Here is a 25,315-nt window from a genome sequence, read left to right as displayed (position 1 = left end):
GTGGTGTGTTTGGTGGTGCCGTCCTTGATTTCTTCGACCTTCTGGATCTGGTTCAGCTCCGTGTACGACATTTTGTAGGTGTCGATTTCCGCCCCGGAACTTCCGTCGGTCATCTCGATCAGGTTGCCGTTGGCGTCATACGTGTACTCGAATTGCTTCTTCTCGTTGTCCGTCTCCCCGGAGTTGTCCCGCACCAGCTTCACCGCGTCGGCAACCACCACGTTCCCCGAGGTGAAGTTGTCGGACAAGGTGATCGTCCAGGTCCGGTCGGCCCGGAAGGTGTAGGTGCCGAGGCTCACCCACTGGCTGCCGTTTTGGGTCTGGTTCACCCGCTTCTCGGTGGTGCCGTTCGCGTGCTCGATGGTGTAGGGGGCGTCCTGGGCCCGGTCGGTGTAGGCCATGTATTTCACATAGACCGTGTAGTTCCCGTCCTTCGGGATGTGCAGGATCCACTTGAAGGTGTCGGCTCCGGTGCCCTTGCCGTTGTACTGGTAGTCGTATCCTTCGTAGCCGGCGATGTTGCTGGACTTCGTCCAATTCCCCGTCGTCTCCGTGTTCTGGGTGTCGCTGTTGTCCACCAGGACGACGTCTTTACCCACCGGCACGCCGTCGTCGGATCGTGCCTTCAGCTTCCCGTCGGGATAGTAACTCCAGCCCATCGTCCGGCTGCTGGAGCCGCCGGCGCTGGTCAGGGTGCGGCTGGTCTGCAGTCCCAGTTCGTTGTAGTCGTAGGTGGTCGTGATGTCCCAGGGATCGGTGCTCGACTTCACCCAGCCGTTGTCAAAGTAGGTGTAGGTGGTCTCCACCCGCACCGACTGTCCCGCCGACGGCGGCGCGCTCACCTTGGTCAGGTTGCCCACCGCGTCGTATTCGTAGGTCATTTTGTCCCGCGGGTCGCCGCTTTCCGGATCATAAGGGAGGGTCTGCTCCTTCACCCGGTTCAGGGCATCGTACGCGGTGGTTGTCTCCGTACCCCGGGGGGGTGATCACCTTCGTCCGGTTGCCCACTTCGTCGTATTCGAAGCGGGTGATCCGCTCCACTCCGTCATCGTGGGGGACCCGCACTTCCTTGACCAGGCCCCGCTCGTCGTAGACGGTGGTAGTGACGGTGCCTTCCTTGTCCTTGACAGTCGTCCGGTTGCCGTCGTGGTCGTAGGTGTATTCCACGCTGTGACCCTTGGTGTCGGTCACCTTGGTCACCCGGTGGTTCAAGTCATAGGTGTAGGTGGTGACGTAATCGTCCGGGTCCTCCGTCGTTTCGTTCCCCTTCGGCTCGGTCACCTTCACCAGGTTGCCCGTGTTGTCGTACTCGTAGGTGATCTTGTGCCCCAGGCTGTTGGTCACCTTCACCAGCTGGTCCACCGGGTCGTAGTCGTAGGTGACCGTGTTGTCGTCCGGATCGCTGGTGAGATTCCCCTTCGGTTCCGTCTGCTTCTTCAGATTGCCGACCAGGTCGTACTCGAAGGTCGTCTTTCGCTCCGGCGAGGTGTCCGTATCCTTCGGCTCGGTGGTGACGATCAGTTGATCCGCTTTGTCGTAGGTGTAGGTGTAGACGGCGCCGTTCGGCATCGTCCTTTGGGTGACGTTGTCGTTTTTGTCATAGACCGGGGCAGGGGTTTCGATCATTTCCCCCTTCTCCTGGTCCTTCGGCACCCGGCTGATCAGGGGGCGCTTGAAGATGTCGTAGGTGTAGGTGCTCTTCTTGCCCTTGGCATCGGTGATGGACGTGACATTCCCCCGCTCGTCGTAGGTGAAGGTCGTCGTCTTGTCCAGCGCGTCGGTGATCTTCTTCGGATACCCGTTCGGGTCGTAACCGAAGTCCGAGGCCTCCGGATCCCCATAGGTGGTGACGTTGCCGTTGGCGTCGGTTTCCGTCTTCAAGAGCCCGTTGTCATAGTAGGTATACTTCGTCGTATAGTCGTCCGCTTCCGGCGTGGTGTTTCCCTTCGGGTCGGTCACGCTGAGCAGGTTCCCCTGATCGTCGTAGGTGAAGGTAAACTTCCGACCCTCGGGACTGGTTTTGGCGATCAAGTCGGCCACGTGGTACTTGCCGAGGGGGTCCTGCAGGCTGTACCGGTATTCCAGCTTCAGCGACTTCCGCTGGGCCGGATCCGATTTGGCGTTGTTCACCGCGTCCGTTTCCGTCAGCAACAGGCCGTTGTTGTCGTAAGTCCAGGTGGTCACCGCGCCGTTCGGTTCTTCCAGGCGGGTGACATTGAAGTCGGCGTCCCAGGCCAGTTTCGTCGTCTCGTTTTTGGCGTTGGTGATCTGAATCGGTTTGCCGTAGTCGTCGATGAGATATTTTGTCTTCCGGTCCAGGGCGTCGGTCACCGTGGCATCGGTATGGGACGGATTTTCACTGTTCGGCGCGTAGGCGAACTGGGTAACCCCGTCCAGCCGGTCGGTGATGGTCTTCAGTTTCCACTTGTTTTTCGGATCCTCCGGCGCTTCGTAGTAGGTAAGTTCGGTGGTATTTCCCCGCGGATCCTTGACGCTCACCAGTTTGACATTCTTGTTCCCCTGGGTGGCGTCGTAGGTGAACTCAAAGGTCTTCTCCAGCTTGTCCCCTGCGCCGGCGCCGTCGGTAAAGCTCGTAAGCAATCCCTTGTCACTGTAGGTGAAGGTGATTTTCCGGCCGGCGATGTCGGTGATTTCCTTCACCTTGTCGATGATGTGCGGGTTGTTGGTGTCCTCCTTGGTATAGTAATCGAGGGTCAGCGTCCGCCTTCCCGTCGCGTCGGTCAGATACCGCAGGAACTTGGTCGGCTTGTTGTTGGACTTCCGCTCTTCATAGGTGAACACCAGCTCGTTGCCGTTTTTGTCCTGGATGGCCGTGAGATAACCCTCTTCGTCGAAGAAGAACCGCGCCCGGTCGGGACGGGTCATCACCCACTTCCGGTCGGTACCCTTCGGATCATTCAGCTGGAGGTACAGGTTGACCCCCGGCGGCTCCTTAAACATCCCATTGGACGAGTCGTATTCAAACTCGTGGCTGGTACCGTCCCCGTCGGTCAGGACGATCTTGCCGGATCGGACGGTTCCCTCGTTCTGATCGATCTTCAAGGGGTGCAGATCCAGAGGCGTCCCCAACCGGTGCAGGCTGGAGGCGGACAGGGACCATCCGTATCCCAGAACGGAATCCGAGGTGTCCTGGCTGTTATAGGTGAAGCGCAGGAAGGTGGCCGGGCCGAGACTCGGATTCGTAAAGGGATCGTAGCTGAAGACGGTGTTGCCGCTGGCCAGGTTGACCATCGTCGCGGAACCGGCGCCGGTGTTTTTCCCGACGTATTGATAATATTTCTCCATCCCCAGGAGGTTGGATTTGGGATCCTCGACGATCACTTCCTGGTCCATCGTCGGCGGTCCGCCGGACTGGGAAAGCCATTTTCCGGTGGACGTGTCGATCAAATCCCACTTCAGGACGAACGCTTCCCGCTTGTTCCCCTCGTCGCTCTGGATCGGGGTTTTGACCTGTGCCCGGACGGTGATGGTCTCGCCGGGAGCCACATCCACCGGCTCCGTCGCCACCGTCCCATCACTTTTCACCGGTTTCAACTCGGTTTCCACCCGGTTCCCCCCGGTGGTCACGTCGGTGCCGTCCGGAAGGGTCCAGTGGTAGGAGAGTTTGACGTTGGTCCCGGACCAGGTGGTGGACGTGGTATTGGTGAGGGTCACGTCGACGGTGTAGGTGTTCCCCGGCACCATCCGCGACGGCGTGTACGGGGCGTGGTAGGTCCCCTGCGCCGGGGTGTCGGTGTAGTAGACCACCAGTTTCGGACTCAGCTCAGGTTCTTCGGCCTCCTCGCTCAGGAAGAGGACATACCCGTTCGGAGCGGTGGCCTCATCTTTCTTTTTGAGGAGGAAACCGTAGTTGTCCTTCTCCCCTTTCACCCAGTCCTGGACGATGGAAGTGGTGTCCCACACCCGCCACTTGGGATCGTTGGTGATGCCTGAAACGGTGTCGGAGGGCGTGCCGGCATAGTCGCCGCCGGGACTCGTCCAGCTCACGCTGCTGTCCGCCTGGTTCCAGGTGGCGGTCTTCTCCCCGAAGGCGCGGTTTAAAGGATAAACCTCCAGGGTGCCGGAGTCGCCGTATTCATACCAGGTCCAGAGATTGAGCTCCGCCAGGATGACGTTGGCGGTGTCGGGAATTTGGGAGGTGTCGAAGCGGATCAGGCTGCGGGTGGTGCCGTAGGTGGCACTGCCCGTCCCCGCCTGCAGCCAAGTTTCGTCCCCCCGGTTTTGTGTCGGAGCGCCGCTGGAAAGGATGGTGTCCGGAGCAGATCCCTGCAGAATCCGTTTGACAATCCCCGCCTTGGGCAGGCGCGTCAAAACCGAGTTGGAAGGAATATCCCCGTCCTTGGTCTTGACGACGATTTTGTAGTAATAGGCGTTGCCGTCCGGATCGTCGTTGTCCCAACGGGTCGGTTCGGCCGTCGTATCGGTAAAGGTCGTTTGGTTGACATCTTGGATGGGCGCCACCAAGGTGGAAGGCGACGGAGTGAAGTTTTGGTAAATGCTCCGGTGAACCTGGTATTCGACAAAGTCGTTGTCGGCATTGTCATAAGGGGTCCAGTGGAGCTCGGCGCCGGTGCCGTAGACGGTGGTCGGCTCCTCCAGGACCACGCCGGGTTTGCCGTAGACCAAGACCAGTTTGGGCCGGATGGCGTTTTCATCGAAGTTCTGGCTGGCCGCGTAGCGGACACCCCCCTGCCCCAGGGTTTCATCGCGCATCTTGATGAGGACCCCGTGGTTGGCTTGGGTGCCGTTGATCCAGTCCTGGGCCAGGCTGCGGATGCTGTAACGGTGCCAGGTGTTGCTCTGTTCTCGGTTCCAGGTAGCCGTTCCGTATTTGATGAAACGGACGGCGTCGGCGATCACGTAACCGTCGGCGTTGTCATTGAGAACAACGCTGTGGCTCGTTCCGGCGGAAAAGGAGTGAGATCCCAACTTATGCCACTTTCCGCCGCCCGACTGCTGGTTGACGGTATAGGTTTTGCTCCCCCCATTGTATCGGACGGTATAGGGGGCGTTGGTCGCCCGGTCGCTCGCCGACGTGTACCAGACATCGACCTGGTAAGTGCCGCTTTCCGTCAGACGGGGTACCCAGGTGTAGGTGTCGTCACCGCTCCCTTTGTCGTTGGGTTGGTAGTTGCTTCCGTAATAACCGGAAACATTGGTGGAATAGGGCCAGCTGCCGACATAGGCGGTTTGGCCGGGGGTGTCATTGTCCACGATCACTTCGTTGTATTCCAGATCCGATTTGAAGTCTCCACCGGGTTTGGACCAGGCTTCGCCCGCCCGGGCCTGATTCCAGGTCACCTCGGAGGCGTTCCAGTCGCGGGTGACGCGGTGCAGATCCATGGCCACCGTGGCGGGGGGGGTTGGACATGGTCGCGTCGAAATCCTGATCGTAGTACAGCTCCACCCGGGCGGCGTCCAGTTGGGTCCCCTTTTCGATTCCGGACAGGTTGAACTTGACCAGGCTGCGGGCGACATAGGTGCTGGTCGTCCCCACGGAAAGGCGCCAAGAGGTGTCAAAGTTGCTGTCGGCGTCCGCGCCGCTCAGGATCATCGCATCCTGGCTTTCGGTCGGCGTGGGCTGGATGATGATGGTGGGATCAATGGTGACTGGATATTTCCGTTTGGGATCCGTGAGCCACTCCTTGTCCGCTACGATGGTCAGGGTGAAGTTGGCTCCCTTTTGTTCGACGGTTTGCGTCACCTTGTCGCTCCATGCCTTGCCGTAGGGAGATTTGGGGTCGGGTTGGCTGTCCGTCATGAAGGGTTTGGGCATGACAAAGCGAACCTGTCCGTCTCCCTTGCCCACAAAGGCGATGGAACCGTCCTTTTGCGGTTTCGCTTCCACGCCCCCCCATCTTCAGGGTGAAGGTGAAGACGGGGTTGTCCGGCGCTTTTTTCAGGATGATGTCCTCTTTCAGAGATTTGGAGGTGATCGTATATTTCACGTCTGCATCGGGGAAGAGGTCCGAATATGTAACCGTGTTGCTCTTTACGACGGGCGAGAGATTTTTGTCCTCCGCTCCGTCGACGCCCAGTTGAATCAAATGCTTGTCCAGACGAAACTTCAGGAGTTTGTCCGCTTTTTTCCCGAAGAAAGTGTGGAAGTTGTTCTTTTTATTGCCGAAGGCGTATCCGGACTCATCGGTGGTGGTGACGGTGGGATCGATGTTTTGCCACTTGCCCTTGGCATCCTTGTAGTGGATCGGATCGGAGGCGATTTCCGCCTGGATGCGCCCGTCGGAGAGCTCGTAGAACTTGGCGTTCTTCGTCCGCTTCTCCGTCAGCTCGCGCACCTTCTTGGGAGAAGCCTCCTTTTTCCCGACAGGAGCTTTTTGGTTGGCGGGAATGGTGCTGTTTTCAAGGGATTGTTCTTGGCTCTTTTTGCTGTCCGATTTAAAGAGGCCGGTAAACGCGTCCAAAAGCCCCTTTTCATCCTCAGTGGATTGAATCAGAAGGGGGCTGATGCCGAGAATGCTTTGTGCGAAGGGCCTGGAGGAGGAGTCGGCCCGGGAAAGGGTGACTGCACCCTCCTTCAGCGCCTCGGCGGCATACAGCGGGGTCGGGAAAAGGCCGGTGGACAAGAATGTGATGAGGATTAAGTGAAGAAGGCCTTTCCGCATCCATTTTCCTTTCATCCTGGATTCTCCCCTTCCTTGGCACAATTGATGCCGGAAAGATGGCAATGGATATTATTCGGCGATTAATCAATAAATTCCTTCGAGTTTATAAAATAATTTGTCATTTCACCAATTTGTCATTTTTCGTTGTGTATCATTCGATCATGAGATCAATGATTTTTATTATCACTTTAAATCAATAAACTGATAACGCTCCCAGGAATAGGAGGAAATGCAAGCACTAAATCAGCCCGGGATAAACGGGGCTCTCGGGTTATTTTCCAGTGTCGGAAGAGAACGATTTTTCGCAGGGGGATTTTCCACTCTTTGGAGCGAAAGCAAAAACCGCCCCGGTCAATCCACCAGATTTAATTCCGATTTCCAATCCGGGGTTTCAACCAAAAAAGCCATTGAGCCCACGAGGGAGGATCCCTCATAGTCCCAATGGCTTTTCGATTCGATAGCGCCCGTCAGTCGAGGAGCTTCATCACTTTGCGGACCGATTCGGCCGACTTGTCCAGGGCCTGCTTCTCTTCGTCGGTCAGCTCCAGCTCGATCACCTTTTCCAGACCGTTGCCGCCGAGGAGGGTGGGAACGCCGAGGAACATGTCGTTGTACCCGTACTCTCCCTCCAGATAGGCGACGGCGGGCAGGATGCGCCGCTTGTCCTTCAGGATGGCTTCGGCCATCTGCACCAGGGAGGCCGCCGGGGCGTAGTAGGCGCTGCCGTTGCCCAGCAGGTTGACGATTTCGCCTCCGCCCTTGCGGGTCCGCTCGACGATGGCGTCGATCCGGTCCTTCGGCAGCCATTTTTCCAGGGGAATGCCGCCGACGTAGGAGTACCGCACCAGGGGCACCATGTCGTCACCGTGGCCGCCCAGCACGAAGCCGGTCACATCTTCCACCGAAACGTTCAGCTCCTGGGCGACAAAGGTGCGGAACCGGGCGGTGTCCAGCACCCCGGACTGACCGATGACCCGGTTTTTGGGGAAACCGGAGGTGCGGAACACCTCGTAGGTCATGGCATCCACCGGGTTGGTCAGGACGATGATGATGGTGTTGGGGGAATGCTCCACGACGGATTTCGTCACCGACTTCATGATTTTGGCGTTGGTGCTGACCAGATCATCGCGGCTCATCCCCGGCTTCCGGGCGACGCCGGCGGTGATGATCACCAGATCGGAACCGGCGGTGTCCGCATAATCCGTGGTGCCGACGATGTTGGAATCCACCCCCTGCACCGGCGTGGATTCCAGCATGTCCAACGCCTTCCCCTTGGTCGGCCCCTCCGCCTGGGGAATGTCCACCAGAACCACATCGCCCAACTCTTTCTGCGCCAGCATCAGAGCGGTCGTCGCTCCGGTGAAGCCGGCGCCGATGACGGAAATTTTCCTTCTCCGGATGGTCACTTCAACCTTCCTCCTTTTGGGGTCCCGTGTGACGAATCGGGTTAGGTCTCCTTCTCCGTGTTTCACAGGTGCCCCTCCCCGCGCCGGAATCCGGCGCGGGGAGGGGCGTGGCCTTTCATGCCCCAGTGTCGCGTGTGAAGACTTCACAGATTTTCGATCAACTTATTCCCGAACTCGGAGCACTTCACCTCGGTCGCCCCTTCCATCAGGCGGGCGAAGTCGTAGGTGACGGTCTTTTGGCTGATCGTCTTGCTCATCGAGGCGTAGATCAGGTCCGCCGCCTCCTGCCAGCCCAGATGCTCCAACATCAGCACGCCGGACAGGATGACCGAGCCCGGGTTCACCTTATCCAACCCGGCATATTTGGGGGCGGTGCCGTGGGTCGCTTCGAAGACGGCATGCCCGGTGTCGTAGTTGATGTTGGCTCCGGGAGCGATTCCGATGCCGCCGACCTGGGCCGCCAGGGCGTCGGAGATATAGTCCCCGTTCAGGTTGAGGGTGGCGATCACGTCGTACTCGGCGGGGCGGGTGAGGATCTGCTGCAGGAAGGCGTCGGCGATCACATCCTTGACGATGATCTTGCCGGCCTCTTCCGCTTCGGCCTGGGCGCGGTTGGCCGCTTCCTTGCCCTTCTCCTCCGCGATCCGGTCATACTGGGCCCAGGTGAACACCTTGTCGCCGAACTCCCGCTCGGCCAGAGCGTATCCCCAATTCTTGAAGGCGCCTTCGGTGAACTTCATGATGTTCCCCTTGTGGACCAGGGTGACGCTCTTCCGTCCGTGATCCAGGGCATACTGGATCGCCGACCGCACCAGCCGCTCCGTCCCCTCCCGGGAAACGGGCTTGATGCCGATGCCGGAGGTTTCCGGGAAGCGGATCTTCTTGACGCCCATTTCCTCCTGCAGGAAGCGGATCACCTTCTTCACTTCCTCCGACTCCGCTTCCCACTCGATCCCGGCGTAGATGTCCTCGGAGTTCTCCCGGAAAATCACCATATCCACCAGTTCGGGATGTTTCACCGGCGAAGGTACGCCGTCAAAATAGCGAACGGGACGCAGGCAGACGTACAGGTCCAGTTCCTGCCGCAGAGCCACGTTCAGGGAGCGGATCCCGCCGCCCACCGGCGTGGTGAGGGGACCCTTGATGGCCACCTTGTATTCGCGGATCGCCTTCAAGGTATCCTCGGGCAACCATTCGCCGAAACGGTTGTAGGCCTTCTCCCCGGCAAACACCTCAAACCAGGCGATTTTCTTCTTTCCTCCGTAGGCCTTCTCCACGGCGGCATCCAGCACCCGCTTCGCCGCCGCCCAGATATCGGGTCCCGTGCCGTCCCCCTCGATGAAGGGAATGATCGGATGATCGGGAACGCTGAGCTTTCCGCCTTCAACGACAATCTTTTCCCCGGATTGCGGTTCTCCCCATTTGAACGCTGCCATCCTGACACCCCTTACTGTATATTTATTCACAACAAAACAGGGGACAGGATCTCCCTCCCCTGTCTGAAGATGTTAACGCTGGTCGATCGGTACGTAGGATTGGTTCTTCGGCCCCACGTATTCCGCACGCGGGCGGATCAGGCGGTTGTTCGCATACTGCTCCATCACGTGGGCGGTCCAACCCGTCACCCGGCTCATGGCAAAGATGGGAGTGAACAAATCGCTGGGAATTCCGAGATAATTATAGACCGAGGCGGAATAAAAGTCCACATTGGGCTTGAGGCCCTTCTTCTCTTCCACCAGCGCCTCGATTTTCCGGGACATTTCATACCACTTGCTGTCTCCGGTGAGCTCGGCCAGCTGGCGGGACATCTCCCGCAGATGCTTCGCCCGGGGATCGCCGTCCTTGTACACCCGGTGACCGAAGCCCATGATCTTTTCCTTCCGGTCCAGCTTGTCTTGGATGTAGGACTCCACCCGGTCCATCGAACCGATTTCCTTCAACATGGCCATCACGCGCTCGTTGGCTCCGCCGTGCAGGGGACCCTTCAGCGTGCCGATCGCCGAGGTGATGGCGGAATACATGTCGGACAAAGTGGCGGTCGTCACCCGGGCGGCGAAGGTGGAAGCGTTCAGCTCGTGGTCCGCGTGCAGGATGAGCGCCTTGTCAAAGGCTTCCACGGCCACGTCTTCCGGATCCTTGCCGTTCAGCATGTAAAGGAAGTTGCGGGCAAATCCCAGTCCCGAACGGGGAGCGACCGGTTCCAGTCCGGACCGCAGACGGAAGAAGGAAGTGATGATCGTGGGTATCTTGGCCGTCAGCCGGATCGCCTTGCGGCGGTTGGCTTCCGCGCTGTTGTCGTCGGCCTCGGGATCGTACACCGCCAGCTGGGATACCGCCGTCCGCAGCACGGCCATCGGGTGCACATCCTTCGGATACCCTTTCAGCGAATTCAAAACCTCGTCCGGAATGGAGGCATTTTCGTCGAGGTCCCTCTGCAGCTCTTCCAGTTCCTCCTTCTTCGGCAGCCGCCCGTTCCAGAGCAGGAGGATCACTTCTTCAAAATTGGCCTTTTCGGCCAGCTCGTCGATGTTGATCCCCCGGTAGGTCAGCACGCCGTCGATGATCGAGCTGACTTCGGAAGTTACCGCAACTACGCCCTCCAATCCCTTGGCTACCGTCATATGATCTCTCCTTTGCTATCTGATCTGCGACCCAGGGCACGACCGGTCGGAGAGTGCTTTCAGCATTCGACTGAAAATACAGGAAAGACTTTTTCTTTCCCCTGGGGTGGTGACCCACTTTGTTCGGTGTTGCGCAAGATTCACAATCTTGGTCCGGGAAAGGGTCGCCGAAACCCGAGGTCCGCCCCGCGATTCCGACCATGACCGGATGTGCCCTTCTTATTCCGACAATAGTTTACCACAAAAACCGACGGATATCACCATGGTGCCGATCCGGATTGTGATTGAATTAACGTTCTATTATGTCCCTTCCCTTTTTTAAAACCGCTAAAAATGGTATAATGTCAGCGCCAAATAAACGGCGGAGGCGAAACAATGAATATCAGTTCATCTCAATGGATCGGAATCCTAATTCGTCTCGGGCTGCTGGTGTTGATCGGGGTCGCCACCTATTACGCCCTGTCGTTCGCCCTGCCGCTCCTCTATCCCTTTTTGATCGGTTGGCTGATCGCCATGGCCATCGAGCCCGCCGTCCGCTTCCTGGAGCGCAGACTTCGCCTTCCGCGCTGGGCCGGCGTCTCCCTCATGCTGATCATCGTGCTGGCAGTGGTCTCTTCGCTGCTGGTTTTGTTGATCACGCAGGTCGTCGTCGAGCTGACCCGGCTGGCCGAATTTTTGCCGTCAAACCTCGACCGGTTCAACCAATATCTTCTCGATGTGTTCCTCGATGAGGACACCGGCATATCGCAGCTGATCCACAACGTGCAGACGTATCTTCAGAACAATCCGGAACATCAAAAGGAAATCGTCAGCAGCATACGGGAAAACCTGGGAATCATCACCCAGAAGGGGACCGAGATGATTACCGATATCATCGCCGGCATCGGTTCCTTCCTCACGGACCTTCCCTATATCGTGGCCGTCATTGTCATTATCTTCCTCGCCGCCCTGTTCATCGGCCTCGATTGGCCGCGAATGCGGGCCACCATCAACCGGGTCCTCCCGGAGCGCGTCCGCAGGACGGGAGGGATTGTGTTGAAGGACATCCGGGTCTCCCTGTTCGGGTTTGTGCGGGCTCAGCTTACGCTGATCACCATCACGGCCATTCTGGTGCTGGTCGGCCTGTGGATCCTCGGTGTCAAGTACGCCCTGACCGTGGCGATCATCGTCGGGGTGGTGGACCTGCTCCCCTACCTCGGCGTGGGAGCGGTGCTGGTTCCCTGGTCCGCCTACTCGTATTTCTTCGGCGGAGACACGAAGCTGGCCGTGGGCCTTTTGATCCTTTACGGTGTGCTTCTCGTGGTTCGCCAATCTCTGGAAGCCAAATTGGTCTCCAGCAATGTGGGGCTGGACCCCTTGACCACCCTGATCGCCCTGTTCGTGGGACTCAACCTGTTCGGTTTCATCGGATTGATCATCGGTCCGGTCAGCGTGGTAATCATGATCGCCCTTTACCGGGCCCACGTCTTCCGCGATCTGTGGCGCTTCATCAAGGGAGATTCCTTCAACCGTTCGTAAAATAACAAAGGAGCCGTCTCCGTTGGTCACGGAGACGGCTCCTTCTTTGTTCAAAAAAGGGGCGGAACCCCACCGATGAAAAAGGCCTCCTCCTCCTTCACCAGCGGCGGGTGATTCGGATCACGCGCCCTTCACGGGCCATTTTTTCAAACCAGCGCTTCACCAGCAATCTCACGATTCCCCGTATGTAAGGAATCAGCAGGAGGAAACCGACGGCATCCGTGAAGAAGCCCGGAGCCATCAGCAACAGTCCCCCCACGAGGATCAACAAACCGTCCAACAACGTATCGCTGGGAAGCTCACCGCGATTCAGCTGCAGGATCGTCAATCGGTAAACCTCCAGCCCCTGCCGGTGGGCCAGGACGACGCCGATGACGCTGGTCACGATGACGGCCAACACGGTGGGAAGAGCGCCGATCCACTTTCCCATCTGGGCCAGCCCCCATATTTCCAGGAGGGGAATGAGGATCAGGAGCAGGATGAAGATCCGGAACATGCCCCCGCCCCCTCCTCTTGCCGGACCGCCGTCAACATCTCGTACAGCTCCGGGTAGGTCCGCCGGATGTTCATCCGCTTCATTTCGCGGTTGACCCACAGGTGGGTGGTGGTTCCCCGCGCCAGCCGGACGTCATCCGATTTCCGCCGGATTTCGTACGAAAAGACGATCTTCCCCGGGTTGAGATCCGCGATCCGCGTCAAAACCCGGATTTCATCGTCATAGTGCGCGGCTTCCGCGTAACGACAGGAAAGATCCACCACCGGCAGTAGGATTCCGCGGGCCTCCAGATCCCGGTACGACAAGCCCAGCTGGCGGAGAAGGTCGGTCCTTCCCACCTCAAACCACACGATATAGTTGGTGTGATGAACGACGCCCATCTGATCCGTTTCCTTGTAGCGCACGCGAACAGATGTTTCAAAAACTCGTTCTCCCATGGACTTCAACTCCGGGTTGGTTTGTGGAATCAAACTCATTATACCAAACAAATTTCCACGCCCCCACGGAATCCGACACTCTTTGCGAATATATACATATTACAAGGGATCATCACACATAATGGGAATAGCAAAACCTCCGCTTTCACGGTAAAATAAAGAGCAAAAGGCGTACAGATCGGGAAGGGTTGTCAACCCTCCGTCCAAGACGGCGTCACAGGGGACGGGCCGTCGGGCGGAGATTCCGGTCAGAGGGGGCTTTCGGGGATCGTCAAGAACAGATCAGGATGAACCGAAAACTCCCGTCGACAGCCGCGGGAGTCACTCATCTGGTATCCCCTGAAACGCGGACGGTTCACGCATATACCACGTTTTGGGAAAGGAGTTGGTTCCAGATGAAACTGCGGCGAAGAAAAAAAAGGCGCAGAAAGCTGCGCTGGTGGATTTATCCCCGTTTGCGAACCATCTGACCGCCAGTGAAAACGCGGTTTCCAAATATCGGTATCACCCTTCCGCATCATCCGTCAAAGCGCCGGTTCTTCCGGCGCTTTCCATTTCTCCGAAATCGTCTTGCCGGGGGGTTGTCCCTCTCACCCCCGAGCGATCCCGCCGGCGGCGGCGTGAACGCCGCCATCATCCCCTGACAAAAAACCGGCGGGTGTACCGCCGGCAAGCTATCGACCAAGTATCGGGAGGGACCGATTTTCCGCCGTGACCCCTGCCGCATGGCGCCGAAGCGAAAAATCGCATTCACGACCTTTTTAGAAGCGTCGCAAAGCCACCCACATCATGCCGAAAGGGGTGTGTGCCGCTTCGACTCGCACAGGCACTCAGCGGCACATCCCTTCTCCCAACATCATTTCGTCAGCAGGCTCAACCGGCGGGTGTACCGCCGGTTTTTCAAGCCGCGGTGCGAAGCGGCGTCCACTCCCGGAAACCTGTCACCTTTTCAAAACCCATCCCTGGTGTCCCGTCATCACAGCACATTGGCCCGTCCGGAATAGATGTATCCCCGTTCCGAATCGACGGTGATCTCCATGCCGTCCTTCAGCATCTGCAGGGCTCCTTCCACCCCGACGATGACGGGAATCCCCAGGCTGATACCGACCACGGCGGTGTGGGAAGTGAGGCCTCCCTCTTCCGTTACCACCGCTTTGGCCCGCTCGAACAGATCCATCATGTCCCGATCGGTGGACCGCGTGACCAGGATGTCCCCATCCCTCATCTTTTTGCGGATCTCCTCCGGGTTGACTCCGACGACGGCTCTCCCTGTCACCACCTGTCGGCCCACCCCCTGGCCCTTGGCCAGAACGTCGCTGATCACGTGGACCTTGATCAGGTTGGTGGTGCCGGGCTGACCCACGGGAACCCCCGCGGTGATCACCACCAAATCCCCGTGGCGGACGGTATTGGCGGCAAGGGACGAATCGATGGCCGACTGCAACATTTCGTCGGTGCTGTTCACCTCTCGCCCCTTCACCGGATGCACTCCCCAGACCAGGGTCAGCTTCCGCATCACTTCCTCGTGGGGAGTTACCGCCACGATGGGCGCCCGGGGCCGGTACTTGGACACCATCCGTGCCGTATGGCCCGACTCGGTGGAGGTGATGATCGCGGCGCAATTCAGGGCCTCCGCCGTGTGCACCACCGCTTGGCTGATGGAATCGGTGATGCTCACTTCCAGCTCCCGGCTCCGCTGCCGGAACAGATCCCGGTAGCGAAGGGCCGACTCCGCCCGGGAGGCGATGCGGGCCATCGTCTCCACCGCCTCCACCGGATATTTCCCCGCGGCCGTTTCTCCCGACAGCATGATCGCATCGGTGCCGTCCAGAATCGCGTTGGCCACGTCGCTGGCCTCCGCCCGGGTCGGACGGGGATTCCGCTGCATGGAGTCCAACATCTGCGTCGCGGTGATCACCGGTTTGCCGAGGAGGTTGCACTTGCGGATCATCCGTTTCTGCACGAGGGGAACCTCTTCCGCAGGAATTTCAACCCCCAGGTCCCCGCGGGCGACCATCAACCCGTCGGCAACCTCCAGGATGGAATCCAGGTTGTCCAGCCCCTCCTGGTTTTCGATCTTGGCGATGATCGGGATGTCCGCTCCCCGGTCCTCCAACAGCTTGCGGATCTCCAACACATCCTCCTTTTTTCGCACGAAGGAGGCGGCGATGAAGTCGATCCCCCGCTCGAGGCCGAAGAGGATGTCCTCCGCGTCCTTGGAGGTGATCCCGGGCAGCTGGATCCGAACCCCCGGAACGTTGACCCCTTTTCGGTTTTTCAACAATCCGGAGTTGACGACCCGGCAGACAATCTCTTTCCCCCGGACTTCCACAACCGTAAGCTTGATCAGTCCGTCATCGATCAGGATGGTCGAACCGGGGTGAACATCTTCCGGCAATCCCGCGTAGGAGACCGAAACCCGGGACGCATCCCCCTCCACCGGCTCCGCGGTGAGGATGAAGGTCTCTCCCTCCTTCAGCTCCACCTCCCCGTCCCGCAGGTCGCCGGTGCGAATTTCCGGTCCCTTGGTGTCCAGCAAAATGGCGACCGTTTTGCCCGTCTCCTCCGCCGCCCTGCGGATCCGCTCAATCCTCCGGGCGTGTTCTTCGTGGGAGCCGTGGGAAAAATTGAGGCGCGCCACATTCATTCCGGCCTCCATCAACCGCTTCAGCACGGACAGCTCTTCACTCGCCGGCCCGATCGTGCAGACGATTTTAGTCTTGCGCATGACCTGCCCCCCTAAATCGCCAGTATTCCGGCCAACTGATACATCGACAAGTCAGGACGATGTTTTTGCTTAAACGCTTCCTCGAAGGGGATGCCGCGGATTTCGTTCTTCTGGATCGCCACCATCTGATTTCCTTCCCCGTCCAGGATCAGGTCGACGGCGGCGGCTCCCATGCGGCTGGCGAGAACCCGGTCAAAGGCCGTAGGGGATCCTCCCCGCTGGATGTGCCCCAGCACCGTCACCCGGGTTTCCCATCCCGTACGGCGACGGATCTCCTCACCCACCTTCACGCCGCTCGCCACACCCTCGGCCACGAGGATGATGCTGTGCTTCTTGCCCCGCTTGTTCCCGCGGCGGAGCCGTTCCACCACCTCATCCAGATCGTAGGGGGCTTCCGGAATCAGGATGGACTCCGCCCCATCGGCCAAGCCCGCCCACAAGGCGATATCCCCGGCATCCCGCCCCATCACCTCCACGACGTAGGTCCGCTCGTGGGAAGTGGCCGTGTCCCGGATTTTGTCGATGGCTTGGATCACGGTGTTGATGGCCGTGTCGAAACCGATGGTGAAATCCGTTCCCGGGATGTCGTTGTCGATGGTTCCGGGCACGCCGACGGCGGGAATTCCCATTTGGGTGAGCTTCATCGCTCCGCGAAAACTGCCGTCCCCTCCGATGACGATCAGCCCTTCCACCCCGTGTTTTTCCAGCATCTTGACCGCTTTGGCCTGCCCTTCCTCCGTCTTGAATTCCTCGGAACGGGCGGTGTACAACATCGTTCCGCCCCGGTGGATGATGTCCCCGACCGACCCCAGGGAAAGGGGCCTCAAATCGCCGTGGATCAATCCGTGATAACCCCGATATACGCCGATGACCTCCAGACCGTGATAAACCCCTTTCCGGACGACGGCGCGGATGGCCGCATTCATTCCCGGTGCGTCTCCCCCGCTGGTCAACACTGCAATTCGCTTCACCTTTCCCACCCCATTTTCACATATTTTCCTTCCCCCGCAGGGACAAATTTTGTCCACGCGGGACAAAAAGAGAAACGCTGACGATGGGTTTGTCAGCGTGAAAGGCAAGGTGAACCCCTCAGTCTCCGCCGGTAAACACGCCGATCCGGGCATATTTCTGATACCGGTCTGCGACCAGCGCCTCTCGGTCCATTTCCAGAAGGGGCTTTAAGGTTTCGAGAAGGGCTTCTTTAATCCAAGCCGCCTGGGCATCGGGATCCCGGTGGGCTCCCCCCTTCGGCTCGGGGATGACGCGATCCACCACGCCCAAATTCGACAGATCCTGGGCGGTGATGCGCAGAGCCTCCGCGGCCTGCTGGGCTTCGGCCGCATCCCGCCACAAGATGGCGGCGGCGCCCTCCGGTGTAATCACCGAATAGTAGGCATGCTCCAGCATGAGCAGGCGATTGCCGACGCTGATGGCCAAGGCCCCGCCGCTTCCTCCTTCGCCGGTCACCACGCAGACGATGGGAACCGAAAAACCGGCCATCTCACGCAGGTTGCGGGCGATCGCCTCGCTTTGACCCCGCTGTTCCGCCTCGATTCCCGGATGGGCACCCTGGGTGTCGATGAACGTGATGATGGGACGGCCGAATTTGTCCGCCTGCTGCATCAGGCGAAGCGCCTTCCGGTATCCCTCCGGGTGGGGCATTCCGAAGTTGCGGGCGATTTTGTCCTTGGTGTCCTTCCCCCGTTCGTGGCCGATGACGGTCACCGGCATTCCGTCCAGCTTGGCGATGCCGCCGACAATGGCGGGATCGTCGCCGTACAGCCGGTCCCCGTGCAACTCGATGAAGTCGGTGAAAATGCGCTGTATATAATCCAACGTGGTCGGCCGGGAAGGATGGCGGGAGATCTGAACCCGCTGCCAAGGGGTCAGGTTGCCGTATATTTCCTTCTCCAGGCGCTCCGCCTTGGCTTCCAGCGTGGCGATCTCATCAGACAGATCGATCTCTTTTTCCTTGGTGAATTTTTTCAGTTCGGCGATCTTTTGCCTTAGCTCGATAATCGGTTTTTCAAAGGGCAGATGGCCGTTTGCCATCGTCATTTCCCCCATTCGCGTGCAACTCCAGGATCTTGATCAAGGTTTGGCGCAGTTCTGTCCGAGGAACGACCATGTCCAACTGCCCGTGCTTCAGCAGAAACTCCGCCGTCTGAAAGTCATCCGGCAATTTTTGACGCACGGTTTGCTCGATCACCCGCCGGCCGGCAAAGCCGATCAGCGCGCCGGGTTCGGCGATGTTGATGTCCCCCAGGGAGGAAAAGCTGGCCGACACCCCGCCGGTGGTGGGATTGGTCAACACCGAGACGAACAGCACCCGCTCCCGATGCAGACGCTCGAGCGCCGCGCTCGTCTTGGCCATCTGCATCAGGGAGAGAACCCCTTCCTGCATTCGGGCCCCGCCGGAGGCGGAGAAGAGAATGAGAGGATACCGCTTCGTCGCGGCCTGTTCCACCGCTCTGGCGATTTTTTCGCCCACAACCGACCCCATGCTCCCCATGCGGAAGCGGGAATCCATCACGCCGATGACCGCCGGAAAACCGCCGATGGTTCCTTCCCCCGTCACCACCGCCTCCTTCAGGCCCGTCTTTTCCATGTCCTTCTTAAGCTTGCTTTTGTAGTCCGGAAACTCCAGCGGGTCGAGGGATTTCAAATCGGCATCGTACTCAAAAAAACGCCCCTCATCCACCGTGACGGCGATCCGCTCCGGGGCACTCAAAGAAAAATGATAACTGCAGGATTTACAGACCTTCAGGTTTTTTTCCAGCTCTTTGGCGTAACTGATGGCCCCGCAACGGGGGCATTTCTGCATGATGCCCTCCGGGATTTCCCGCTTGACATCCTGCGAAGGGATGGTTGCGTATCGGCGTTGTTTCCTGAAAAAATCCTTTAACAACGATAACACCTCATCCGCTTGTAAAAACTGAAGCGTCCGATGCTCAGAGGATGGAAGGAAGAACTTCCTGCACTTCCTTCAACTCCACCTTCGGAACGAGGATTTCATACTGACCCTTGGAAAGGTTCATCGGGCGGATCCGGACCAAAAACCCTTCATCGGTCAAGCGTTCCTTGATCCGCTCCGCGGTTTTCGAATCGGGCGCAATGTAGATCACGGTCCACATCGTTGTTCCTCCTCAGCCTGAAGCAGCCTCGTCCAACGTCAAACCATCGGACACATGATAGCATATTTGCGAAATCGACTGCAACGATATAAGAAGAAGCTCGGCTCCGATTCTTAAACCTTTCCTTTAAACCTCTCCGGCGCCTCAGAGGGAATTGCGCCGGTTCAGAAGGCGCTCCGCTTCCTCCGCCGGAATCCGCTTGTTCATCTGCATCGTTCGCTCGTAGATCTCCTTGGTGTCCACATGAATGCGGGCCATTCCCGTCTCCATCGCCGCCTTGGCGACCGCGGCCGCGACATTGGGCGCCACACGCGGATCGAAGGGAGCGGGAATCACGTAATCCGGCCTCAGTTCATCCTCGTCGATGAGTTCGGCGATGGCGCGAGCCGCGGCGATCTTCATCTCCTCGTTGATTCCCCGGGCGCGCACATCGAGGGCGCCGCGGAAAATCCCCGGAAAAGCCAGCACGTTATTCACCTGGTTGGGAAAATCCGAACGTCCCGTCCCGACCACTTTGGCCCCGGAGGCGTAAGCATCCTCGGGCATGATTTCCGGAATCGGATTCGCCATGGCGAAGATGATCGGATCCCGGTTCATGGAGGCCACCATTTCTTTTGTTACCGCCCCTTCGACGGACACGCCGATGAACACGTCGGCACCGCGAATGGCGTCGGCCAGGGACCCCTGAACGCGGTCGCGGTTGGTCAAGCCGGCGATCGATTCCTTGATCGGATTCATTCCGTAGGGACGCCCTTCATAAATGGTTCCCCTGCTGTCGCACATGATCACATCCTGCACGCCCATGGAGAGCAACAATTTGATGATGGCGATCCCTGCGGCTCCCGCCCCGTTGGCCACCACGCGAATTTCATCCATTTTTTTGCCGACGACCTTCAGGGCGTTGATCAAACCGGCCAGGGTGACGATGGCGGTTCCATGCTGATCATCGTGAAAGACGGGGATGTCCACTTCCTTCTTCAACCGCTCTTCGATGATGAAGCATTTCGGAGCGGCGATATCCTCCAGGTTGATTCCCCCGAAGGTGGGCGAAAGCAGCTTCACCGTCTCCACGATCTTATCGATTTCCGTCGTGTCGATGCAGAGGGGAAACGCATCCACTCCGGCAAAGGCTTTGAAGAGAACCGCTTTCCCCTCCATCACCGGCATGGCGGCGTGGGGACCGATATTCCCCAAACCCAGCACGGCCGTTCCGTCGGAAACGACCGCAACCAAATTCCCTTTCATGGTGTAATCGTACACGGTCTCCTGATTGGTATGAATCTCCTTGCACGGCTCCGCGACGCCCGGCGAATAGGCCAAACTGAGATCGCGGGCGGAATCCACGGGCACTTTCGATTGAACCGTCAGTTTTCCCCGGTGTTCACGGTGCAGTTTGAGAGATTCTTCGCGCAAAGTGGACAACGCCACTCACTCCTTTGCTCCGTTCGCGGGCGTCTCATAGGCTTGACCGCCCGGAGTAGCATTAATTATATCAGAAGGAAGACGGGAAAGGAACGGCGCCGCCTTCGATCAGGACCCGGTCAGGAATACCTGCTGCCCGACCTCCACCTCACCGGGTCGGATCACCGCGGCGTAAACTCCGAAACAGTTGTCCCTTTCATTTACCAGCGTCCTGAGCAACGACGGATCACGGCTTGCATCCTTCGGGTCGACGGTGACGATCATGCAGCGCTCACAGGGCCTGTTGACCGCCAACTCCACCCCGCCCGCTTTCAACGTTCGACCGACCCAGTCATCCTCGGCAAAGGGTACCGGGTCATGCAGGGAGATCAGCAGATTGGGGCGGAACCGCTCCAAAGCGACCTCCCGCCTCCGCCACTTCCCGAGTTCCCGGAGGGAGGCATCGGTGACGATCAGAACCGGCGCTTCCTCGATCGCCCGGTTCGGCCCGCCGTTGGGATCGTGCATCACGGGCGAAACCTTCCGTTTGGCCAACCCTTCGATGCGGCGCTGAAGTTCGTCATCGCCAAAGCGGTAAACCCGGCCTTCGGGAGCCGTCACTTCCACGGGCGGATAGCGGTCCGGCGACTCCTCCCCCCGAAACCGCGCCCGATACCGGGCCATTTCGGGGCATTGGGTAATCGTGAGAAAGTTGCCCGGCCTCGATTCATCCAGAAAGGCATGGCTCCGGTCCCCGTAGAGACCTCCTTTCAACACCCGGGTCCTTTGAACCCGCTCCCCTTGGAACGATTTAACCGGGTACCGGATGATCTCCTTGATTTCCCCGATCGGTTTCATCGAATCGTCACACCCTCGAATCGCGGATTCCGGAAAACGGATAATGAAGAAGTAGTCAAACCTCATCATCCGATGATCATTTCTCGAGATGACGAGTCACGCCCTTACGGGGCGGATTGGAAGCCATCAGGACACCGAGCAGCACAAAGGCCGCGCCCACCCCCTGGGCCAGCGTGGGCGTTTCCCCGAAAAAGAGCGCGATAATCACCGCAAAGGGCATGATGAGATGGAGAAACACCCCCGATTTGGCCGGACCGACGAGCTGAATGCCCCGCGACCAACACAGGAAAGCGACAACGGCGGGAAAGATGCCGAGATAAAGGACGCAGAGCCACTCGAGCGGGGACACTTCCGACCAGGGAAGGGGACGGTAGATTTCCTCCACCGCGCCGAGCAAAAGCGAAAAGGGAAGGCCCACGGCCATCAGGATCCAGAAGGTGCCCTTTTCTCCGGCAACGGTTCCGAAACGCTTGGACAGGATGGAATAGATCGCCCAGGAGAGAACGGCCACGATCATGATCAGATCGCCCGCGTTGAACTTCAGGGAAACCAGCACTTCCCAGTCTCCACGGGAAACGATCCAGACGACGCCGATCAGCGAGATGAAGACCCCCGCGACCTGGACGGGCCGGATCTTCTCCCGCAGGAAGAAATAGGAGAGCAGCATGATGAAAACAGGGGCAACGGAATTGAACAGGGAGGCGCTGATGGAAGAAGTGAATTGGACCGCCAGATAAGTGAGGGCGTTGAAGCCCACCACACCGGTCATCGCCATCCAGAAAAGGGGCGCCCGATACGTTCGCCAGAGGGCTTTCGCTCCCTTCAGCTGGCTGCGGGCAAAGGGCCAGAGGGCGAGCAATCCGATGGTCCACCGAAAGAGGGACAAGTGCAGGGGCGGGATCGTCTCCACCATCACTCGGCCGAGCACGAAATTGCTCCCCCAAAAGAGCGCCGACGAAGTGAGGAGAAGGTAAGGGTTGTTCCAGAGCCTATCCAGCACCTGTTTCATGAAATCCCCCCGATCAGATGCCATTTCAGCCTGCGATCCCTTCCGAAAACCTCCCCCCGCCACCGGCACGGGAGGCTCAGACGCCCCCAATGACATAATTATATAACATTTCGGATGAGGACATCGGAATGGATTTTGGGGCGAAAACCGATGAAAGCGGGAATTTCGAAAGCCCTGGCTTGCATGGTTTGTTATAGAGACGAAATACCGACCCTATAACAGCCGGCGAAAACTCCGCCGGCGCGACTTTCTTTTCTCATCGACAGCACCTTTGCCCGGAGATCACCTTCACGCTTAAAGGCGCGGAAAGGAAAAAACCCCGCCAAGGCTTGGCGGGGTTTTTCCTTTTTCATCAGATGTCACCGGACCCGCGGATAGCTGATCAGGTTGACAAACATCCGGTATCCGCCGGGCACCTGGCTTTGGATCTGGCGGTACCAGACCAGGCTGGTGTAAATGTACGACCCCTCTCCGTAGTCGGCCACCAGCAAACCGCCGGTGAAGGGCTCCTCCCCGGGATCGGCCATGGACAGGAGGGGCTCATAGGCGGAATCCCACTCGGAGGGGAAATACAGCCCGCGCTCCTGAACCCACCCGTCGAAATCCTCCGGTGTGATGGCGTTCGGCGCGTTCAGCAGCGGATGATCCGGCTTGAGGAACGTCACCGGGGCGTTTTCGTCGGTCACCCGCCATTTGATGGAGGGACTGCCCGGTTGGAGGGGATAGGGAGCCAGTTCGGGACTCCAGTTGTCCTCGGGTTTGTGATACTGCATCACCACGTGACCGCCGCCTTTGACGTATTCCAGCAGTCGGCCGTTGTGCTCCAGCAGATCGGAGCGGGAAAGATAGGCGCGGATTCCGACCACAATGGCGTCATATTGCCCGAGATCGCCGGATGCCAGGTCCTCCTCATCCAGGAAGGTGACATCGACACCCACCTGACGCAGCGCATCGCCTACCTGATCAAAGCCGCTGTCCACATAACCCACCTTCAGCCCCGGAACCAGCTCGAGGGGGAAGGCCTGGACGCGGAGCTCCGCCGGCCTCATCCAATAGCTCGTTCCGATGTGATCATAGTGGATCGGCTGCACCTGCAACGATTGAGAACGTCCGTCCACCACCGCTTCCACGGGGACGGTGTAAGCACCCGGCTGGACGGCCGAGCCGGGCTCCAGTGTAAAGGTGACGCGCTTCGTTTCTCCCCGGGTTGAAAACGCCAGCTGTTCGGACGCCGGTTCCGCCCGCCATCCCTCGGGAAGACGCGGCCGGATCCTTCCGGAGGAGGGACCGTTCCGATAATTGGTCACCTCCACCGTCACGGAGAGCCGCTCTCCCGGCTTTTTCGTGTTCAGAACCATGGCCTCCGGCAGCAAACGCATCCCCCAATCGGGAAGGACGGCGACGGTCTGCTGCGTCGGCTGAGGAACGGCGGCGCGCGTCACGGTTTCCCCCCGAAGCTTGTAGGAGACCTCCGCCCGAACGACGGGGGGCGCATAGGGATCGAAGAAGGAAGCATCCTCCGGCACTTTCACCTCAAAGGCGATATTCCGGCTTTCTCCCGGCTGAATCGTCCGCGGAAGGGATCCCCGCTTCACCCGCCAATCACCGGGAACCTTCAGGTCAACCTTCAGATGAGTCAAGGCATCTTCGCCCCCGTTGTCAACCGTCACGACAACGTTCCCGTTAGACCCCCGCGTCAACACCGAAGGGGTTGCCTTCACCGCCACGTCAACCCGGGAGGCGACGGCACTCGCTTCCAACAGCTGCCGCTCCTTCACCCGGAGACGAAACAGCAGATCCTCTTTCGCCGAATCCGGCAAACCGCTTTTCTCGGTCAGACGGATTATTTGCCGGGTTTCCTTCAGTGCCTGTTGCACCCTTTTCGTCACTTCGCGGCGATCCGGATACGCGCCGATCACCCCGTCCAACCGGCTCTGCAACCGGACGAGCCGCTTCTTCAACCCGCCCTGAGGCAGGTCGGCGGCATAGTCGGCAAGGGTCACCGGCAACCCGTCAAAAAGGGATTTCTCCCGCTTGATATCTCCGACCGACGACTTCACCAGTTCCAGCGACACGAAGTAATCCTCCACCGGCAGGTCGCGTCCCATCCCCTGGCTTTTGTGCAGCTTGCGGGACTCTTCTCCCAGCTGGGGATAGGTCTTCCCGTACACCGGGTCCACCGTGCCGATGTTGAATCGAAGCGTTTCCTTCCCTTCTTCCCCCGGGAGGTACAATTTTTTCACCTGCCAGGGGGTGAGGCCCTCCCGCAGATGCTGCGGAAACACCTTGGGATTCGCGGCATCGGCGAAGGCGCGGAGGGTCAGCTGCGCCACCGCCCGGTGGTGTCCGTGCTGTGACGGCACATCCCGAAAGGAGGGCATCAGGATATCCGGCCGCTCCTGCCGGATCAGGCGGATCAGCCGTTCATACACCACCTCTTCTCCCCACTTCTCCAGCGTCTCCTCCGGAGACTTGGAAAAGCCGAAGTCATAGATGGGGTCGTCCAGCTTCCGGCTGAGGAGGAAGAGATCCACATCCGTCACCCTGGATGCTTCCTGCAACTCGCGGCTGCGGATAATGCCCAGTCCGTTCCCCAGCTCGTCGCCGATCTCGTTTTGCCCTCCCTCCCCCCGATTGGCGATCACGCTGGAGGTGCGAACCCCCTGCCCGAGGGACAGCCAGGCCAGCAGTGCGCTTTGCTCGTCATCGGGATGAGCCCCCGTATTCATAAAACTGACGATCGTGGACAGTGTTCGAACCGCCTGCCACAGGGCCGGATCCTCTTTCCCGCCGGCCTCGGCCCCCAAGGGGGGAAGCCCCAGGGAAAAGGACAGAACAACCGCCAACAGCATCGCCAACATCGCCTTGCCGTTCCTTCTCATTTCACAACCCCCGAACGGTGAGATTCGGACATCAATCCCCCATGTCCTCATCTTCAATTAAACAAAATTTCGAAAAAAATTTCCAGAGCCGATGGATTCGCTCCACCTTTTCTGCAGGCGATTTCATTGTTATTTTCTTGAACCGCATCCATTCTTCAATTTTCTCCCGCGCAGCGATATT

The 25,315-nt window shown here is 59.0% G+C and carries 19 protein-coding genes; 2 read left to right on the top strand and 17 right to left on the bottom strand.

Annotation, left to right across the window (positions count from 1 at the left end):
• The 3 genes from CLV97_RS07585 to CLV97_RS18570 form a co-directional block, all read right to left on the bottom strand.
• The coding region (locus CLV97_RS07585) for a golvesin C-terminal-like domain-containing protein (RefSeq protein WP_211295703.1) at positions 1–935 on the bottom strand (935 nt) is incomplete at its 3' end.
• Positions 910–5,235, bottom strand: a complete 4,326-nt coding sequence (locus CLV97_RS07580) for a DNRLRE domain-containing protein (RefSeq protein WP_483878493.1) — start codon at positions 5,233–5,235, stop codon at positions 910–912. The genes CLV97_RS07585 and CLV97_RS07580, both read right to left, overlap by 26 nt.
• Positions 5,225–5,869: a CBM96 family carbohydrate-binding protein gene (locus tag CLV97_RS18570; RefSeq protein ID WP_245891428.1), complete on the bottom strand. Its 645-nt coding sequence runs from the start codon at positions 5,867–5,869 to the stop codon at positions 5,225–5,227. Before CLV97_RS18570 ends, CLV97_RS07580 begins: the two co-directional genes overlap by 11 nt.
• Here CLV97_RS18570 and CLV97_RS18085 point away from each other — a divergent pair.
• Complete coding sequence (locus CLV97_RS18085; protein WP_170070401.1) at positions 5,838–6,623, top strand: hypothetical protein; 786 nt, start codon at positions 5,838–5,840, stop codon at positions 6,621–6,623. The genes CLV97_RS18570 and CLV97_RS18085 overlap by 32 nt on opposite strands.
• A 488-nt stretch (positions 6,624–7,111) precedes the next feature.
• Here CLV97_RS18085 and mdh read toward each other — a convergent pair whose 3' ends face one another.
• From mdh to citZ, 3 genes are all read right to left on the bottom strand, one after another.
• A complete protein-coding gene (mdh, locus tag CLV97_RS07570) occupies positions 7,112–8,050 on the bottom strand; it encodes a malate dehydrogenase (protein WP_106344918.1) in 939 nt (312 codons plus the stop codon).
• Between the two features lie 143 nt (positions 8,051–8,193).
• Positions 8,194–9,486: an NADP-dependent isocitrate dehydrogenase gene (gene icd, locus CLV97_RS07565; protein WP_106344917.1), complete on the bottom strand. Its 1,293-nt coding sequence runs from the start codon at positions 9,484–9,486 to the stop codon at positions 8,194–8,196.
• Positions 9,487–9,558: 72 nt separating this feature from the next.
• On the bottom strand, positions 9,559–10,671 hold the full coding sequence (citZ, locus tag CLV97_RS07560; protein WP_106344916.1) for a citrate synthase: 1,113 nt from the start codon (positions 10,669–10,671) through the stop codon (positions 9,559–9,561).
• A gap of 375 nt (positions 10,672–11,046) precedes the next feature.
• Between citZ and ytvI the strand changes: the two genes are divergently transcribed.
• Positions 11,047–12,189 (top strand): sporulation integral membrane protein YtvI, encoded by a 1,143-nt coding sequence (gene ytvI / locus CLV97_RS07555; RefSeq protein ID WP_106344915.1) that lies wholly within the window; start codon positions 11,047–11,049, stop codon positions 12,187–12,189.
• Positions 12,190–12,286: 97 nt separating this feature from the next.
• On the opposite strand, the gene CLV97_RS07550 is transcribed toward ytvI, so the two are convergent.
• The 11 genes from CLV97_RS07550 to CLV97_RS07495 form a co-directional block, all read right to left on the bottom strand.
• Entirely contained in the window at positions 12,287–12,685 is a 399-nt protein-coding gene (locus CLV97_RS07550; RefSeq protein ID WP_106344914.1) for an FxsA family protein, read from the bottom strand.
• Positions 12,658–13,122, bottom strand: a complete 465-nt coding sequence (locus tag CLV97_RS07545; protein ID WP_106344931.1) for an acyl-CoA thioesterase — start codon at positions 13,120–13,122, stop codon at positions 12,658–12,660. Before CLV97_RS07545 ends, CLV97_RS07550 begins: the two co-directional genes overlap by 28 nt.
• Before the next feature lie 976 nt (positions 13,123–14,098).
• On the bottom strand, positions 14,099–15,850 hold the full coding sequence (gene pyk, locus CLV97_RS07535; RefSeq protein WP_106344912.1) for a pyruvate kinase: 1,752 nt from the start codon (positions 15,848–15,850) through the stop codon (positions 14,099–14,101).
• A gap of 11 nt (positions 15,851–15,861) precedes the next feature.
• Positions 15,862–16,821 (bottom strand): 6-phosphofructokinase, encoded by a 960-nt coding sequence (gene pfkA, locus CLV97_RS07530; protein ID WP_106344930.1) that lies wholly within the window; start codon positions 16,819–16,821, stop codon positions 15,862–15,864.
• 118 nt (positions 16,822–16,939) lie between these two features.
• Complete coding sequence (locus CLV97_RS07525) at positions 16,940–17,902, bottom strand: acetyl-CoA carboxylase carboxyltransferase subunit alpha (RefSeq protein WP_106344911.1); 963 nt, start codon at positions 17,900–17,902, stop codon at positions 16,940–16,942.
• Positions 17,877–18,758 carry an acetyl-CoA carboxylase, carboxyltransferase subunit beta gene (gene accD / locus CLV97_RS07520; RefSeq protein ID WP_106344910.1) on the bottom strand — a complete coding sequence of 294 codons (882 nt, stop codon included), beginning with the start codon at positions 18,756–18,758 and terminating at the stop codon, positions 17,877–17,879. The genes CLV97_RS07525 and accD overlap by 26 nt, the downstream gene beginning before the upstream one ends.
• 43 nt (positions 18,759–18,801) lie before the next feature.
• On the bottom strand, positions 18,802–18,984 hold the full coding sequence (locus CLV97_RS07515; protein WP_106344909.1) for a glutamate decarboxylase: 183 nt from the start codon (positions 18,982–18,984) through the stop codon (positions 18,802–18,804).
• A gap of 144 nt (positions 18,985–19,128) precedes the next feature.
• Positions 19,129–20,406 carry an NADP-dependent malic enzyme gene (gene ystJ, locus CLV97_RS07510; RefSeq protein ID WP_106344908.1) on the bottom strand — a complete coding sequence of 426 codons (1,278 nt, stop codon included), beginning with the start codon at positions 20,404–20,406 and terminating at the stop codon, positions 19,129–19,131.
• A 108-nt stretch (positions 20,407–20,514) separates the two neighbouring features.
• Positions 20,515–21,243 carry an MOSC domain-containing protein gene (locus tag CLV97_RS07505; RefSeq protein WP_106344929.1) on the bottom strand — a complete coding sequence of 243 codons (729 nt, stop codon included), beginning with the start codon at positions 21,241–21,243 and terminating at the stop codon, positions 20,515–20,517.
• Positions 21,244–21,319: 76 nt separating this feature from the next.
• Complete coding sequence (locus CLV97_RS07500) at positions 21,320–22,252, bottom strand: DMT family transporter (RefSeq protein ID WP_170070400.1); 933 nt, start codon at positions 22,250–22,252, stop codon at positions 21,320–21,322.
• A gap of 359 nt (positions 22,253–22,611) precedes the next feature.
• Positions 22,612–25,134, bottom strand: a complete 2,523-nt coding sequence (locus CLV97_RS07495; protein ID WP_106344906.1) for an NEW3 domain-containing protein — start codon at positions 25,132–25,134, stop codon at positions 22,612–22,614.
• Positions 25,135–25,315 lie beyond the last annotated feature (181 nt).

The organism is Planifilum fimeticola, from assembly GCF_003001905.1.
GTDB classification, from domain to species: Bacteria; Bacillota; Bacilli; order Thermoactinomycetales; family DSM-44946; genus Planifilum; species Planifilum fimeticola.
This window is presented reverse-complemented; position numbering and strand designations above follow the sequence as displayed.

Bases quoted from the DNA above. Each gene is read 5' to 3' on its own strand.
- CLV97_RS18085 (WP_170070401.1), top strand. From the start codon at position 5,838: ATGGAACCGTCCTTTTGCGGTTTCGCTTCCACGCCCCCCCATCTTCAG.
- icd (WP_106344917.1), bottom strand. From the start codon at position 9,486: ATGGCAGCGTTCAAATGGGGAGAACCGCAATCCGGGGAAAAGATTGTC.
- citZ (WP_106344916.1), bottom strand. From the start codon at position 10,671: ATGACGGTAGCCAAGGGATTGGAGGGCGTAGTTGCGGTAACTTCCGAA.
- ytvI (WP_106344915.1), top strand. From the start codon at position 11,047: ATGAATATCAGTTCATCTCAATGGATCGGAATCCTAATTCGTCTCGGG.
- CLV97_RS07550 (WP_106344914.1), bottom strand. From the start codon at position 12,685: ATGTTCCGGATCTTCATCCTGCTCCTGATCCTCATTCCCCTCCTGGAA.
- CLV97_RS07545 (WP_106344931.1), bottom strand. From the start codon at position 13,122: ATGGGAGAACGAGTTTTTGAAACATCTGTTCGCGTGCGCTACAAGGAA.
- pyk (WP_106344912.1), bottom strand. From the start codon at position 15,850: ATGCGCAAGACTAAAATCGTCTGCACGATCGGGCCGGCGAGTGAAGAG.
- CLV97_RS07525 (WP_106344911.1), bottom strand. From the start codon at position 17,902: ATGGCAAACGGCCATCTGCCCTTTGAAAAACCGATTATCGAGCTAAGG.
- CLV97_RS07515 (WP_106344909.1), bottom strand. From the start codon at position 18,984: ATGTGGACCGTGATCTACATTGCGCCCGATTCGAAAACCGCGGAGCGG.
- CLV97_RS07505 (WP_106344929.1), bottom strand. From the start codon at position 21,243: ATGAAACCGATCGGGGAAATCAAGGAGATCATCCGGTACCCGGTTAAA.
- CLV97_RS07500 (WP_170070400.1), bottom strand. From the start codon at position 22,252: ATGAAACAGGTGCTGGATAGGCTCTGGAACAACCCTTACCTTCTCCTC.
- CLV97_RS07495 (WP_106344906.1), bottom strand. From the start codon at position 25,134: ATGAGAAGGAACGGCAAGGCGATGTTGGCGATGCTGTTGGCGGTTGTT.